The 15,127-nt window shown below is 65.5% G+C and carries 12 protein-coding genes and 1 riboswitch; of the genes, 11 read left to right on the top strand and 1 reads right to left on the bottom strand.

Annotated elements, in window-relative coordinates:
* Window positions 1–44: 44 nt before the first annotated feature.
* The 9 genes from mraY (at window position 45) to ftsZ (ending at window position 11,621) form a co-directional block, all read left to right on the top strand.
* Window positions 45–1,223, top strand: coding sequence for a phospho-N-acetylmuramoyl-pentapeptide-transferase (mraY, locus tag ACT89O_RS04555; RefSeq protein WP_121507542.1), 1,179 nt, complete (start codon window positions 45–47; stop codon window positions 1,221–1,223).
* The gene (gene murD / locus ACT89O_RS04560) at window positions 1,220–3,244 is read left to right on the top strand and encodes a UDP-N-acetylmuramoyl-L-alanine--D-glutamate ligase (RefSeq protein WP_487261966.1); all 2,025 of its coding nucleotides are present in this window, start codon (window positions 1,220–1,222) and stop codon (window positions 3,242–3,244) included. The genes mraY and murD overlap by 4 nt, the downstream gene beginning before the upstream one ends.
* A complete protein-coding gene (ftsW, locus tag ACT89O_RS04565; RefSeq protein ID WP_055399564.1) occupies window positions 3,241–4,515 on the top strand; it encodes a putative lipid II flippase FtsW in 1,275 nt (424 codons plus the stop codon). The genes murD and ftsW overlap by 4 nt, the downstream gene beginning before the upstream one ends.
* On the top strand, window positions 4,512–5,576 hold the full coding sequence (gene murG / locus ACT89O_RS04570; protein WP_228897334.1) for an undecaprenyldiphospho-muramoylpentapeptide beta-N-acetylglucosaminyltransferase: 1,065 nt from the start codon (window positions 4,512–4,514) through the stop codon (window positions 5,574–5,576). Before ftsW ends, murG begins: the two co-directional genes overlap by 4 nt.
* Window positions 5,573–7,006 (top strand): UDP-N-acetylmuramate--L-alanine ligase, encoded by a 1,434-nt coding sequence (murC, locus tag ACT89O_RS04575; protein ID WP_055399560.1) that lies wholly within the window; start codon window positions 5,573–5,575, stop codon window positions 7,004–7,006. Before murG ends, murC begins: the two co-directional genes overlap by 4 nt.
* Window positions 7,003–7,992, top strand: a complete 990-nt coding sequence (locus ACT89O_RS04580) for a D-alanine--D-alanine ligase (RefSeq protein WP_055399558.1) — start codon at window positions 7,003–7,005, stop codon at window positions 7,990–7,992. Before murC ends, ACT89O_RS04580 begins: the two co-directional genes overlap by 4 nt.
* Entirely contained in the window at window positions 7,992–8,807 is an 816-nt protein-coding gene (locus ACT89O_RS04585) for a cell division protein FtsQ/DivIB (RefSeq protein ID WP_487261967.1), read from the top strand. Before ACT89O_RS04580 ends, ACT89O_RS04585 begins: the two co-directional genes overlap by 1 nt.
* A 107-nt stretch (window positions 8,808–8,914) precedes the next feature.
* Window positions 8,915–10,144 carry a cell division protein FtsA gene (gene ftsA, locus ACT89O_RS04590; protein ID WP_008903721.1) on the top strand — a complete coding sequence of 410 codons (1,230 nt, stop codon included), beginning with the start codon at window positions 8,915–8,917 and terminating at the stop codon, window positions 10,142–10,144.
* 235 nt (window positions 10,145–10,379) lie between these two features.
* A complete protein-coding gene (ftsZ, locus tag ACT89O_RS04595) occupies window positions 10,380–11,621 on the top strand; it encodes a cell division protein FtsZ (protein WP_487261968.1) in 1,242 nt (413 codons plus the stop codon).
* 124 nt (window positions 11,622–11,745) lie between these two features.
* Here the strand turns inward: ftsZ and ACT89O_RS04600 are convergent, their stop codons facing one another.
* Window positions 11,746–13,533 carry a methyl-accepting chemotaxis protein gene (locus ACT89O_RS04600; RefSeq protein ID WP_121422315.1) on the bottom strand — a complete coding sequence of 596 codons (1,788 nt, stop codon included), beginning with the start codon at window positions 13,531–13,533 and terminating at the stop codon, window positions 11,746–11,748.
* Between the two features lie 215 nt (window positions 13,534–13,748).
* Here ACT89O_RS04600 and lpxC point away from each other — a divergent pair, with 215 nt between their 5' ends.
* Window positions 13,749–14,672 (top strand): UDP-3-O-acyl-N-acetylglucosamine deacetylase, encoded by a 924-nt coding sequence (gene lpxC / locus ACT89O_RS04605; protein WP_121422316.1) that lies wholly within the window; start codon window positions 13,749–13,751, stop codon window positions 14,670–14,672.
* Between the two features lie 7 nt (window positions 14,673–14,679).
* Window positions 14,680–14,856 carry a hypothetical protein gene (locus ACT89O_RS04610; protein ID WP_176888338.1) on the top strand — a complete coding sequence of 59 codons (177 nt, stop codon included), beginning with the start codon at window positions 14,680–14,682 and terminating at the stop codon, window positions 14,854–14,856.
* A gap of 42 nt (window positions 14,857–14,898) precedes the next feature.
* Window positions 14,899–15,022: riboswitch (TPP riboswitch) on the top strand.
* The last annotated feature ends 105 nt before the right edge of the window (window positions 15,023–15,127 follow it).

The following is a 15,127-nucleotide window of genomic DNA, read 5'->3' on the forward strand; positions in this document are numbered from 1 at the left end:
CGTGTGGTGGCGGCACCCAAGGCCGTGCAAGCGGGGGAGGCCACATGCTGCTGATGTTGTCGCAATGGCTGCAGGGTCTGTCGCCCGAGTTCGGCTTTTTCCGCGTGTTCCAGTACCTCACGTTCCGCGCGGTGATGGCCGCCATGACGGCGCTGCTCATCGGCCTGATTGCGGGCCCCAAGGTGATCCGTGTGCTCACCTCGCTCAAGATCGGCCAGCCCATCCGGGGCTATGCCATGCAGACGCACCTGTCCAAGAGCGGAACGCCCACGATGGGTGGCGTGCTGATCCTGCTGTCGATTGCGATTTCCACGCTGTTGTGGTTCGACCTGTCCAACCGCTTTGTGTGGATCGTGCTCATCGTCACGCTGGGTTTTGGCGCCATCGGCTGGGTGGACGACTGGCGCAAGGTGGTCAACAAGGACCCCGAAGGCATGCGCTCACGCGAGAAGTATTTCTGGCAGTCGGTGATCGGCTTGATTGCTGCGCTGTATCTGGTGTTCAGCATTTCCGAAAGCTCCAACGCCAAGGTGTGGGAGCTGTTCGTGGGCTGGGTGCAGTCGGGCTTCTCGCTGGACCTGCCGCCCAAGGCAGGCTTGCAACTGCCGTTCTTCAAGGAGATCAGCTACCCGCTGGGCGTGCTGGGCTTCGTGATCCTCACCTACCTCGTCATCGTCGGCTCCAGCAATGCCGTGAACCTGACAGACGGCCTGGACGGCCTGGCCATCATGCCGGTGGTGATGGTGGGTTCGGCCCTGGGCGTGTTTGCCTATGTCACGGGCAGCTCGGTGTACTCCAAGTACCTGTTTTTCCCGCACATTCCGGGCGCGGGCGAACTCTTGATCTTCTGCGCCGCCATGGCGGGGGCGGGCCTTGCCTTCCTGTGGTTCAACGCGCATCCAGCCCAGGTGTTCATGGGCGACGTGGGCGCACTGGCGCTGGGTGCTGCGCTGGGCACCATCGCCATCATCGTGCGGCAGGAAATCGTGCTGGCCATCATGGGCGGCATCTTCGTGGTTGAAGCACTGTCGGTGATGCTGCAGGTGACCTGGTTCAAGTTCACCAAGAAGCGCTATGGAGAAGGCCGCCGCCTGCTCAAGATGGCGCCCCTGCACCACCACTTTGAAAAGAGCGGCTGGAAGGAAACGCAGGTGGTCGTGCGCTTCTGGATCATCACCATGCTGCTGTGCCTCATCGGCCTGTCCACCTTGAAACTGAGATGAACGCTGACGAGCCTCTCATCCGTCCCACGCCCGCCGAACCCGGGGCGCCCGATGCCGCGCGGCCGTTGGCAGGGCCGGGCGCGGACGCCGACGTGAACGCGCCCGCCGGTGACGACTTTTTTGCACCGGACCCCACGGAAACTGTCGATACCGATACCGATGCGCTGAACACCGATGCGCAGCAGCCCAGCGTGGGCATTGCGGCTGAGCCGTCGTCCCGGGCTGGCGAACCCGTCGCCGCAGTGCCGCCTGAAATGGCCACGCCGGACGTGACCCCTGCGGCCGGGAACGCACCCTCCAAGGGCCATACCTGGGACCCTGAAGCCGTGCCCGCCATCTCGGCTGCCAAGGCTGCCGCCGATTTCGTGGCGCAGATCTTTGCCGACGTATCGGCGCCCGAGGCCGCGCCCGTCGAGCACAGTGTCGACGTTGAAGACGTTGACGCCCCGGGTGCATCCGGCGCAGAGGCCGAGCCGCAGGTCGCGCCGCGCGAAGCCATGGCCCAACTGCTGCAAGGTCAGAACATCCTCATCCTGGGGCTGGGCGCCTCGGGCCTGGCCATGGCCCGCTGGTGCGTGCGCTGCGGGGCCGAGGTCACCGTGGCCGACACCCGCGCTGCGCCGCCACAGCTGCCCCTGCTGCAGCAGGAGCTGCCCCAGGTGCGTTTTGTCGCCGGTGCCTTTGATGCCAGCCTGGTGGAAGGCCAAGGCCTGAACGCGGTCTACCGTTCTCCCGGTTTGAGTCCTGAGGCAATAGATCCTGTTTGGATAGCTGCCAGTGCTTGTGGAATAAGCGCTGGGGGCGAACTAAGTTTGTATTCCATGGCGCTGAACGCGCTGCGGGCATCCCACGGCTACGCACCGGCGGTGCTGGCGATCACCGGTACCAACGGCAAAACCACGGTCACATCGCTCACGGGCCAGCTCGTGGAGCGCTCGGGCAAGAGCGTGGCTGTGGCTGGCAACATCGGCCCTACGCTGCTCGATACCCTGGCGGGCCACATCGACGCCGACACGTTGCCCGAGGTGTGGGTGCTGGAGCTATCAAGCTTCCAGCTCGATGGTGTGACCAACTTTGAGCCCACTGCGGCGACCGTGCTCAACATCACGCAGGACCACCTGGACTGGCACGGTGACATGGCGGCCTACGCGGCGGCCAAGGCGCGCATCTTTGGCCAGACGGGGCTCATGATTTTGAACCGCGAAGACGTGGCCGTGATGCAGATGCTGCCGCCTCCGGTCAAGGTCAAGCTGCAAAAGCCCCAGGTGCGTGAGCACCTGACCTTTGGCGCCGACATGCCCCGGCGCCCCGGCGACTTTGGCATTGAGGTCGTGAGCGGCATGCCCTGGCTGGTACGCGCGATGGACGCGGATGAAACCCGCAAGCGCGGCCGCAACGAAGTGGCGGAAGACCTGCACATCCAGCGCCTGATGCCCGCCGATGCGCTGCGCATCCGGGGTCGCCACAACGCGGTGAACGCGCTGGCTGCGCTGGCCCTGGCCTCGGCCGCAGGCTGCACCTTGGCCCCGCTGCTCTACGGGCTGCGCGAATACCGGGGTGAGCCGCACCGTGTGGAGCCCGTGGCCATCATCAACGGCATTGAGTACTTTGACGACAGCAAGGGCACCAACGTGGGTGCCACGGTGGCGGCCCTTACGGGCCTGGGCGCAGAGCGCCGCATCGTGGTCATCCTGGGTGGCGAAGGCAAGGGGCAGGACTTCTCGCCGCTCGCAGCGCCGGTGTCGCGCTATGCGCGCGCTGCGGTGCTCATCGGGCGCGATGCGCCGCAGATCCGCGCTGCGCTGCAGGACTGCGGTGTGGTACTGCTGGATGCCGAGACGTTGCCTCAGGCTGTGGCTCTGGCCACGCAGCGGGCCCATGCGGGCGATGCCGTGCTGATGTCGCCCGCCTGCGCCAGCTTTGACATGTTCAAGGACTACGAACACCGCGCACAGGTCTTCTGCGACGCGGTGCGCACGCTGGCAGACGATGCCGGGCAATCCCTGGAGGGCATGGCATGACCGCCGACGTGCGCAATTCCACATTGCTGCAGCGGGTGACCGGCTGGTTTGGCGGCCTGCCCGGCAAGGCGGCCGACGTATTGCCGGTGCGCGTGGGTGGCACCGAGTACCGCCAGTCGTCGAGCACGCCGGCCAGCGTGCTGGGCTTCGACCAGGCCCTGCTGTGGGTGGTGGTCGCGTTGCTGGCCTGGGGGCTGGTGATGGTGTATTCGGCCTCGATTGCCATGCCGGACAACCCGCGTTTTGCCAACTATGCCTCCACCCATTTTCTGACCCGCCACGCGATGTATCTGGTGATCGGGTTTGTGGTGGCCTTGCTGGCCTTCCAGGTGCCGATGGCGCTGTGGGAGCGTGCGGCGCCGTGGTTGTTCGTGGTCGCATTGCTGCTGCTGATCGCGGTGCTGATCCCCGGCGTGGGCAAGGTCGTCAACGGCGCGCGGCGCTGGTTGTCCATCGGACCCATTGGCTTTCAGCCCTCTGAAGTGGCCAAGTTTGCCGTGCTCATCTATGCGGCCGACTACATGGTGCGCAAGATGGAAGTGAAGGAGCGGTTTTTCCGCGCCGTGCTGCCCATGGGCGCTGCCGTGGGCATTGTGGGCGTGCTGCTGCTGGCCGAACCCGACATGGGCGCGTTCATGGTGGTGGCGGTCATCGCCATGGGCATTCTGTTCCTGGGGGGCGTCAACGCCCGCATGTTCTTTCTCATCGCCGGGGTGCTGGTGGCGGCTTTTGGCGTGATGATCGCCAGCTCGCCTTGGCGCCGCGAACGCGTGTTTGCCTACCTCGACCCCTTCAGCGAGGAGCACGCTCTGGGCAAGGGCTACCAGCTCTCGCACTCGCTCATCGCCATCGGGCGCGGCGAGATTTTTGGTGTGGGCCTGGGCGGCAGCGTGGAAAAGCTGCACTGGCTGCCCGAAGCGCACACCGACTTTTTGCTCGCCGTGATCGGCGAGGAGTTTGGACTGGTGGGCGTGGTCACGCTCATCGTGCTGTTCTTGTGGATGACGCGCCGCATCATGCACATCGGCCGCCAGGCGATTGCCCTGGACCGCGTGTTCGCTGGATTGGTGGCGCAGGGCGTGGCGATCTGGATCGGCTTTCAGGCCTTCATCAACATGGGTGTGAACCTGGGCGCGTTGCCGACCAAGGGGCTCACGCTGCCGTTGATGAGCTTTGGGGGCTCGGCGATCTTGATGAATCTGGTGGCGCTTGCGGTGGTATTGCGGGTCGACTACGAGAACAAGCTCCTCATGAGAGGGGGCCGCGTATGAGCGCGCAGAAAACTGCTCTGATCATGGCCGGTGGTACCGGTGGCCACATCTTTCCGGGCCTTGCGGTGGCCGAAGAGCTGCGCACGCGTGGCTGGCGTGTGCACTGGCTGGGCGCGCCCGGCAGCATGGAGGCGCGCATCGTGCCCACGCACGGTTTCGCCCTCGAACTGATCGACTTCTCGGGCGTGCGCGGCAAAGGCATCGTGACGCTGGCCCTGCTGCCGCTGCGCCTGCTGCGTGCGTTCTGGCAAGCCCTGCAGGTGGTGCGGCGCGTCAAGCCCGATGTGGTGGTGGGCCTGGGCGGATACATCACCTTTCCGGGCGGCATGATGGGTGTGCTGGCAGGCAAGCCGCTGGTGCTGCACGAGCAGAACTCGGTGGCGGGCATGGCCAACAAGGTGCTGGCCGGTGTGGCCGACCGGGTGTTTACCGCCTTCCCCAACGTGTTCAAACAAGGCCAGTGGGTGGGCAACCCCCTGCGCACGCCGTTCACGCAGCAGCCCGGTCCGGCCGAGCGGTTTGCGGGGCGCACCGGTCCGCTGCGCCTGCTGGTGGTGGGTGGCAGCCTGGGGGCGCGCGCACTCAACGAGATCGTGCCAAAGGCTATTGCCCTGATGCCTGCCGACCAGCGCCCGCAGGTGATTCACCAGAGCGGCGCCACGCAGATCGACGCCCTGCGGGCCAACTATGCGGCTGCAGGGGTCGAGGCGGAGTGCACGCCCTTCATCGATGACACCGCCAGCGCGTTTGCGGCGGCCGACATCGTCGTCTGCCGCTCTGGCGCGAGCACGGTCACCGAGATTGCTGCCGTGGGCGCTGCTGCCTTGTTTGTGCCCTTCCCGTCGGCGGTGGACGACCACCAGACCACCAATGCCAGGTTCCTCGTGGATGCCGGTGGCGGCTGGCTGGTGCAGCAGCGCGACCTGACGCCCGAAGGGCTGTCGCAAATGCTATTGAAATTGGAGCGCCCTGCGCTTGTAGATATTGCGCTGAAGGCCAAAAACATGCAAAAAATCAACGCCACCCGCGAAGTGGTGACTGCCTGCGAGGAGTTGGCATGAAACACGCGATTCGCCATATCCATTTTGTGGGCCTGGGCGGCGCGGGCATGAGCGGCATCGCCGAGGTGCTGTTCAACCTGGGCTACCGCATCTCGGGCTCGGACCTGGCCGACAGCGCCACGCTGCGCCGCCTGGAGGGGCTGGGCATCAAGACCTGCCTGGGCCATGCGGCTGCGCACATTGATGGTGCCGATGCGGTGGTCACCTCCACCGCCGTCACGCCCGACAACCCCGAGGTGCTGGCAGCGCGCGAGAAAAAAATTCCCGTGGTGCCCCGCGCGCTGATGCTCGCCGAGCTGATGCGCCTGAAGCAGGGCATCGCCATTGCAGGCACCCACGGCAAGACCACCACCACCAGCCTGGTGACCAGCGTGCTGGCCGAGGCGGGCCTGGACCCGACCTTTGTGATCGGCGGCAAGCTCAACAGCGCAGGCGCCAATGCCAAGCTGGGCAGCGGCGACTACATCGTGGTCGAGGCCGATGAGTCCGACGCATCGTTCCTGAACCTGCTGCCCGTGATGGCCGTGGTGACCAACATCGACGCAGACCACATGGAGACCTACGGCCACGACTTCGGCCGGCTCAAGGGCGCGTTTGTCGATTTTCTGCACCGCATGCCGTTCTACGGCACGGCCATCCTGTGTGTGGACAGTCCCGCCGTGCGCGACATCCTGCAAAGCGTGACCTGCCCCATCACCAGCTACGGCTTTTCGGAAGACGCGCAGGTGCGCGCCATCAACGTGCGCGCCGAGGCGGGCCAGATGCGCTTTACCGTGCAGCGGCGCAACGGCGTCACGCTGCCCGACATGGAGATCGTGCTCAACCTCGCGGGCGAGCACAACGTGCTCAACGCGCTGTCGGCCATTGCCGTGGCGGTGGAGCTGAACATTCCGGACGAAGCCGTACAGCGTGCGCTGGCAGGCTTCAAGGGTGTGGGCCGGCGCTTCCAGCGTTATGGCGACCTGCCCGCCAAGGACGGCGGCCAGTTCACCGTGATCGACGACTACGGCCACCACCCGGTGGAGATGGCGGCCACCTTGGCTGCCGCACGGGGTGCCTTCCCGGGGCGCCGCCTGGTGCTGGCTTTCCAGCCGCACCGTTACAGCCGCACGCGCGATTGCTTCGAGGATTTTGTGAAGGTTATTGGCAATGCCGATGCCGTGCTGCTCACCGAGGTGTATGCCGCTGGGGAGGCGCCTGTGGTGGCCGCCGATGGTCGATCGCTGGCCCGTGCGCTGCGCGTGGCGGGCCGCGTGGAGCCGGTGTTCATCGACAACGTGGCCGACCTGCCGCAAGCCATTGCCGACAACGCGAAGGACGGCGACGTGGTGATGTGCATGGGCGCAGGGTCGATTGGCGCCGTACCTGGCAAGGTGGTGGAGATGCTACAAAATAGTGAGCTTTCAGCGCTTGAAGGGAGCGCGCTATGACCGTTTTTGATTCCAATTTTGATGTGAAATCCCTGGGCAAGGTTGCCGTACTGATGGGCGGTGACTCGGCCGAGCGCGAGGTCTCGCTGATGTCTGGCAGCGGGGTGCTGCAGGCGCTGCGTTCGCGCGGGGTGGATGCCCATGCCTTCGACCCCGCGCAGAACGCGCTGGGCGACCTGAAGCGCGACGGCTATGCACGCTGCTTCATCGCGCTGCACGGCCGCCATGGTGAAGACGGCACGGTGCAGGGCGCGCTGGAGCTGCTGCGCATCCCGTACACCGGTCCGGGCGTGATGGCCTCGGCCATCGCCATGGACAAGGTCATGACCAAGCGCGTGTGGCTGGCCGAGGGCCTGCCCACACCACGCTACGTGTGGCTGGCGCCCGACCGCCAGCAGCGCGAGGTGGTGCGCACCGTGCCCGATGAGCTGGGCCTGCCCCTCATCGTGAAGCCGCCGCGCGAAGGCTCCTCCATCGGCGTGACCAAGGTGCGTGGCTACTCGGACATGCAGGAGGCCGTGCAGCTGTCTGCCCAGTACGACCCCGATGTGTTGTGCGAAGAGTTCATCGAAGGCGAAGAAGTGACCTGCCCCGTGCTGGGCCAGGGCGCCAGTGCCCGTGCGCTGCCAGTGATCCGCATCGTGGCACCCGATGGCGCCTACGACTACCAGAACAAGTATTTCACCGACGACGTGAAGTACCAGTGCCCGAGCGGCCTGCCCGAAGCCGAGGAGCGCGAGATCCAGCGCATCGTGCTGGAGGCTTACCGCACCCTGGGCTGCCGGGGCTGGGGCCGTGCCGACCTGATGATCCGCGCCAGTGACCGCAAGCCCTTCCTGCTGGAGATGAACACGTCCCCCGGCATGACCGGGCATTCGCTGGTGCCGATGTCCGCACGGGCTTCGGGCATCAGCTACGAAGAGCTGTGCCTGCGCATCCTGGCCGATGCCGCCTTGGACACACCGACAAGGTCGAAGGCCGACTGATGACCCCAACGTTGCCCGCACCGCTGGACGTCAAGCTCATGAACCTGACCGCATCGGTCTTGTTCGTGGGCTGCGTCCTGCTCGTGCTGGCGGCGGGGGCCTGGTGGGTGCTGCGCTACCCGGGCTTTGCGATTGCGCGCATCGTGGTGCAGGGCGAGCTGGTGCACAACAACGCGGTGACCTTGCGGGCCAATGTCGCGCCGCACCTGGTGGGCAATTTCTTCACGGTGGATTTGCGTGCCGCGCGCGAGGCCTTCGAGCAAGTGCCCTGGGTGCGCCGCGCCCAGGTGCGGCGGGTGTACCCCGGCAGCCTGCGCGTGGAACTGCAGGAGCATGACGCGGTGGCGTACTGGGGGCCGGACACCGGCTCTGCGCTGGTCAACAGCCAGGGCGAAGTGTTCGAGGCCAACGTGGGTGATGTGGAACAGGACGGCCTGCCGCGCCTGCTGGGACCTGCGGGCAGCTCCCCCGAGGTGCTGCAGATGTTTGGCCTGCTGCAGCCGGTGTTCAAACCGCTCGGGCTGGAGGTCGAGACGCTGGAGCTGACGGGGCGGGGCGGTTGGCGGGCCACGCTGGACAGCGACGCCGTGGTGGAGCTGGGCGGCGGCACACCGCAGGAGGTGGTGCAGCGCACGCAACGCTTCACGCGCACCCTGACACAGGTGGCTGCGCAGTACGGGCGGCGCGTGGATGCCCTGGAGTCCGCCGACCTGCGGCATGCCGGGGGCTACGCCCTGCGCATGCGCGGTGTGACCACGGTGGTGACCGATACCGCAGCGGCGGCTGCTTCGGCAAGTGCCGTGCGCAGGAGGTAATGGCATGCAGCAACAGCAACAGCGCTGGTATGTGGAGCGGGACGCAGGTGGGTTCGTGAATGGGGCCGTGGGGCGGCGGGACAGAACAGAGAAGGGCAGAGACTGATATGGCAAGAGAATACAAAGACGTTGTGGTGGGGCTGGATATCGGCACCGCCAAGGTCATGGCCGTGGTGGCCGAGGTCCTGCCCAATGGCGAGCTCAAGCTTGCAGGCTTGGGCGTGGCCCCGAGCAATGGCCTCAAGCGCGGTGTGGTGGTGAACATCGACGCTACCGTGCAAAGCATCCAGCAGGCCCTGAAAGAGGCCGAGCTGATGGCCGACTGCAAGATCCAGCGTGTGTACACCGGCATCACCGGCAGCCATATCCGGGGGCTCAACTCCAGCGGCATGGTGGCCGTGAAGGACAAGGAAGTCACCTCGGCCGACGTGGCGCGCGTGGTCGAGACGGCCAAGGCCATCAACATCAGCAGCGACCAGCGCCTGCTGCTGGTGGAGCCGCAAGAGTTTGTGATCGACGGGCAGGATGTGAAAGAGCCTATCGGCATGAGCGGCATCCGCCTGGAGGCCAAGATCCACATCGTGACCGGTGCGCAGAGCGCGGCCGAAAACATCATCAAGTGCGTACGCCGCTGCGGCCTGGAGGTCGAGCAACTCATGCTGAACCCGCTGGCCAGCAGCCAGGCCGTGCTGACCGACGATGAGCGCGAGCTGGGTGTGGTGGTGGTGGACATTGGCGCGGGCACGACCGATGTGGCCATCTTCACCGGCGGCGCGATCCGCCACACGGCAGTGATTCCGATTGCGGGCGACCTCATCACCAGCGACATCGCGATGGCGCTGCGCACGCCCACCAAGGACGCTGAAGACATCAAGGTGGAAAGCGGTTACGCCAAACAACTGCTGGCCGACCCCGAGGCGCAGGTGGAAGTGCCGGGCCTGGGCGACCGCAGCCCGCGCATGCTGAGCAAGCAGGCGCTGGCCGGTGTGATCGAGCCGCGGGTGGAAGAAATTTTCTCGCTCGTGCAGCAGGTGGTGCGCGAGTCGGGCTATGAAGAAGTGCTGTCGTCGGGCATCGTGCTCACAGGCGGCAGCTCGGTGATGCCCGGCATGATCGAGCTGGGGGAAGACATCTTCCTCAAGCCCGTGCGCCGAGGCATTCCCAAGTATTCCAGCGCGTTGTCTGACATGGTGGCCCAGCCCCGTGCTGCTACCGTCATGGGCCTTCTCGAAGAGGCCCGGCTGGCCCGTTTGCGCGGCTTCAAGGTGGCGCAAAAGAGCGGGTCCATGAAGACGGCGTTCGGCCGTTTCAAAGATTTCATCGTGGGGAATTTCTGACCATGAAATACCCAGGAATGAGCGCCGCCGGGCCGCCCCAAGGTGCGAAGGCCCCCTTGGGGGGCAGCGCAGCACACGCAGTGGCAAGCGTGGGGGCCTTGTGGTTAGCCCGTGGTAGCCCGCACGGCACTGCGCGAGAGCGATGGCGATGTACAGGACCGCCTCGTTCTCCAGCCACCAGTACCCCCTTCCCCATATGGCAATTGCCTACGAATTTAGAAACAGGAGCTCCAAGATGACCATCGAAATGATCGAAGCCGAAGAATTCAACCAGGGCACCCAGATCAAGGTGATCGGTGTGGGCGGTGGCGGCAGCAATGCCGTCGAGCACATGATTTCCCGCAGCGTGCAGGGCGTGGAGTTTGTCAGCGCCAATACCGACGCGCAGGCGCTCACGCGCAGCTCGGCCCACCGTGTCATCCAGCTGGGTGGCAGTGGTCTGGGGGCAGGCGGCAAGCCTGAAAAGGCGCGCGATGCCGCCGAAGCCGCAGTGGAAGACATCCGCGACGCCATCTCGGGCGCGCACATGCTGTTCATCACGGCGGGCATGGGCGGTGGCACGGGCACCGGGGCTGCCCCGGTGATCGCGCGCATCGCCAAGGAAATGGGCATCCTGACCGTGGGTGTGGTCACCAAGCCGTTCGACTGGGAAGGCGGCCGCCGCATGAAGAACGCGGACGAAGGCCTGGCTGAGCTCGAAGCCAATGTGGACTCGCTGATCGTGGTGCTCAACGAGAAGCTGCTCGATGTGCTGGGCGATGACATCACCCAGGACGAGGCCTTTGCGCACGCCAACGACGTGCTCAAGAACGCCGTGGGCGGCATCGCTGAAATCATCAACGAGTACGGCCAGGTGAACGTGGACTTCGAAGACGTGCGCACCGTGATGGGCGAGCCCGGCAAGGCCATGATGGGCACGGCCACGGCCAGCGGCCCGGACCGTGCGCGCATCGCCGCCGAGCAGGCCATCGCCTGCCCGCTGCTCGAAGGCATCGACCTGTCGGGTGCCAAGGGCGTGCTGGTGTTGGTCACCGCGAGCAAGGGCAGCCTCAAGCTGTCCGAGTCGCGCCAGGCCATGAACACCATCAATGCCTACGCATCGACCGACGCTCATGTGATCTTCGGCGCTGCCTACGACGAAACCCTGGGCGACGAGATCCGCGTGACCGTGGTGGCCACAGGCCTGTCGCGTGTCAACGCACGCCGCCAGCCCATCTCGGTGGTGCAAGGTGGCCTGCGCACGGGCACGGACAATATGGCCTACCAGATGCCCATGGCCGGTGTGGGAACGCTGGGGGGGGCTGTGGGTGTGCAAGGCGGCCACACGGGCAGCGCGCAAGCCGACTACGGCAGCATGTCGGTGCCCAGCGTGTGGCGCACCAACCGCACCCAGGCTGCGGCCCGTGTGGACGCGCTGTCCTCGGGTGGCATGGATGACCTGGAGATCCCGGCTTTCCTGCGCAAGCAAGCCGACTGATCGACAACAGGCTCTTCCATGGGCCGCAAGACAAGAAGCCCTGCCAGCACAAGCTGGCAGGGCTTCTCTTTTTTTGCAGCGAGGTTTGCTTGCGCTGTGCTTGTGCTGCTTCAGGTCCTTGGGGTCAGAAGGACTCCCAGTCGTCGTTGTTGTTGTCCGCTGCAGGTTTGGGGCTGCTGGCCTTGGGCGGCAGCGCCGCTGCCGGGGCCTTGGCGGGCGACGCAGGGCGGGGTGCAGCGGCCTTGGCCAGTGCGGGGCGTGGTGCGGCAGCGCGTACTGGAGCGGGTGTGGGGCGGGGTGTGGCCGCAGGGGCGGGCCGGCTTGCCGGGGACGGCGCTGGGGCATTGCTGCCATTGACCCGGAACAGCGCGACCACCTGGGTGAGCTTCATGGCCTGCTCGCGCAGACTGTCTGCGGCGGCAGTGGATTGCTCCACCAAGGCAGAGTTCTGCTGCGTCATCTGGTCGAGCTGGTTCATGGCCGTGTTGACCTGGGCAATGCCCTGGCTCTGCTCGGACGTGGCTGAGCGGATTTCGCCAATGATGTCGGTCACGCGCTGAACGCTTTCCACGATCTCGGTCATGGTGGCGCCCGCATTGCCCACCAGCTGCGTGCCCGACTCCACCTTTTCGACCGACGCGCCAATCAAGGCCTTGATCTCCTTGGCGGCTTCGGCACTGCGTCCGGCCAGGCTGCGCACCTCGCTGGCCACCACGGCAAAGCCCCGGCCTTGCTCGCCCGCGCGGGCCGCCTCGACGGCGGCATTCAAGGCCAGGATATTGGTCTGAAAGGCGATGCCATCGATCACGCCGATGATGTCGCTGATCTTGTTGCTGCTGGCGTTGATGTCCTGCATGGTGGCCACCACCCGCGACACCACTTCGCCCCCACGCGCCGCGACCGCAGCGGCCGATGTGGCCATCTGGTTGGCCGTCTGGGCGGAGTCCGAGGTCTGCTTGACGGTGCTGGTCAGCTCCTCCATGCTGCTGGCCGTGCTTTGCAGGTTGCTGGCGGTGTCTTCGGTGCGGTGAGCCAGGTCGTTGTTGCCCTGCGCGATTTCGCTCGACGCGGTGGCGATGCTGTCGGTGGCGGCGCGCACGTCGGTGACCAGCTTGCGCAGCGAAGTGACCATGTGGGCGAGCCCGTCGAGCATCGAGCCGGGGTGGGCCGTGGGGATGTGTGTATCGAGATTGCCTTCGGCCACTTCCGACATGATCGCGATGGCGTCAGTAGGCTCTCCCCCGATCTGGCGCAGCACGGAGCGCGATACGAACAGGCCGATGGCCCCCACCACAAGAATCACCACCACCACCATGGCCAGGCTCGACAGCAGGGCCTTGCGCAGCAGCATGTCTACGTCATCGGTATACAGCCCCGAGCCCACCATCCAGTTCCACCCGTCTACACGGACGATGTACTGGAGCTTGGGCACCGGGGTGGTCTGGTTGGGGCGGGCAAACATGGTGGGGACAAACGCCTTGCCATCCTTGCTGCTGCGCATGCCGTTCACCAGCAGGGCGATGATGTCCACCCCCGAGCCGTCCTTGACCTTGCCCAGCATGTTCTGCCCATCCCACTCGGGTTTGAAGGGGTGCATCACCCCCACGCCCTCGGTGGTCCAGATGTAGAAATACTCGGTCTTGCCCTCGGGGCCACCATAGCGCGCAATGCGCAGGGCGTCCTTGGCGGCCTTTTGGGCCTCCTCCTGGGGCATGGCGCCGCTGGCGGCCTTGGCCTGGTAGGCGGCCACTATGCTGTGGGCGGACTGGACGGCGGTGGTCAGCAGCTCTTTTCGGGACTCGGTGATGAGTCGTCGCTCCTGCAGGAGGGAGGTGACGGCCATGATCAGCAGCGCGACAAGCGCAGTGCCGATCATGAGCATGATTTTCATTTTGAAGCTGAGCTTGCTCATGGGAGTCTCCTGGGGGGCATTTGTGGTGTGTTCATGTTGTATCTTTTCAAGGCCCTCTGGCCCCAAATTGTGCGGCGAACCCGGTGGCCTGCGCAGTAGGTGAAAACGCGGCGGTAGCTCTACGTACGGGCCCCAAGCGCTCCGGGCATGGCGTCTGCAAGGCAGGCAAGACCTCAGCCCGTGCGGGACAGGGCGCCAGAAACTAAAATGGCGGGATGCTCCAGCAACGCACCCTCAAGACACTGACCCGCGCCGTAGGCGTCGGGCTGCACAGCGGCCAGCGGGTCGAGTTGACCCTGCGGCCAGCGCAGCCGGACACGGGGATTGTCTTTCGGCGGGTGGATCTGCCACAGCCCGTGGACATCCCGATCCGCGCCGAGGCCGTGACGGACACCCGGCTGGCATCCACCATCGCGGTCGGCAATGCCAAGGTGCACACGGTGGAACACCTGATGTCGGCCTGTGCCGGGTTGGGGCTGGATAACCTTTATGTGGACATCACGGCCGAAGAGGTGCCTATCCTCGACGGATCTTCCGCATCTTTCGTTTTCCTGCTCCAAAGCGCAGGGGTCGAGCTGCAAAACGCGCCCAAGCGCTTCATCCGCGTCCTGCGGCCGGTGGAGGTCCGCGAGGGCGAGGGCGCCAATGCCAAATGGGCACGTTTGACGCCTTACCACGGCTACAAGCTCAGTTTCGAGATCGACTTTGACCACCCGGCCGTGGACTCCACCGGCCAGCGTGTGGAGTTTGACCTGGGGCAAGGCAACTACAGCCGCGACATTGCCCGCGCCCGCACCTTCGGCTTTACCCGCGATGTGGAGATGATGCGCTCCAACGGCCTGGCGCTGGGAGGCGGGCTGGACAACGCCATCGTGATGGACGATTACAAGGTGCTCAACAGCGACGGCCTGCGCTACGACGACGAGTTCGTGAAACACAAGATCCTGGATGCCATGGGCGACCTGTACCTCATTGGCAAGCCCCTGCTGGCGGCCTACAGCGCTTTCCGCTCGGGCCACGCCATGAACAACCTCTTGCTGCGCGAGCTGCTGGCCCAGCGTGATGCCTGGGAGGTGGTCACGTTCGAGGATGAGCGCCAGGCCCCCACCGGCTTCGCTCAGCCCGCGCGCGCCTGGTAGCACGCACATGTTGATCTTTCGCTGGCTGGCCATGCTGCTGCTTCTGGCGGCTGCCGTGTCGTTTGCGTTTTATGCCGGTACGGGGCAGGCGCGCTACAAGCGCCTGGGGCTCATCATCCTCAAGTGGACGGTGATTGCCGCCGTCTTTTTCTTTGCGGTGATCCTCATTGGCCGACTCGCGTGATGCGCGGGCTCTGCAACGCAGTTTTTTCTCTGGCCTATACTCGCGCCTGCTCCGGGGTGTGCTGATGCGCTGAGATGCAAGAGGCCTGAAGAAATTCAGACCAGCTTGCGAACCCGACGAACTTGATCCGGTTCATACCGGCGGAAGAAGAGCCGACCTCCTTGTCCCCGTGCCCGCAGTCCCTGTGGGCACGTCATGCCCCAGGCGCTGCCGCCCCTGGGGGGCGCACAGGTCCATTCCGGAGCAGACCCCACCGCCACCGGAACCAGGA

This window comes from Acidovorax sp. NN32 (assembly GCF_057597245.1).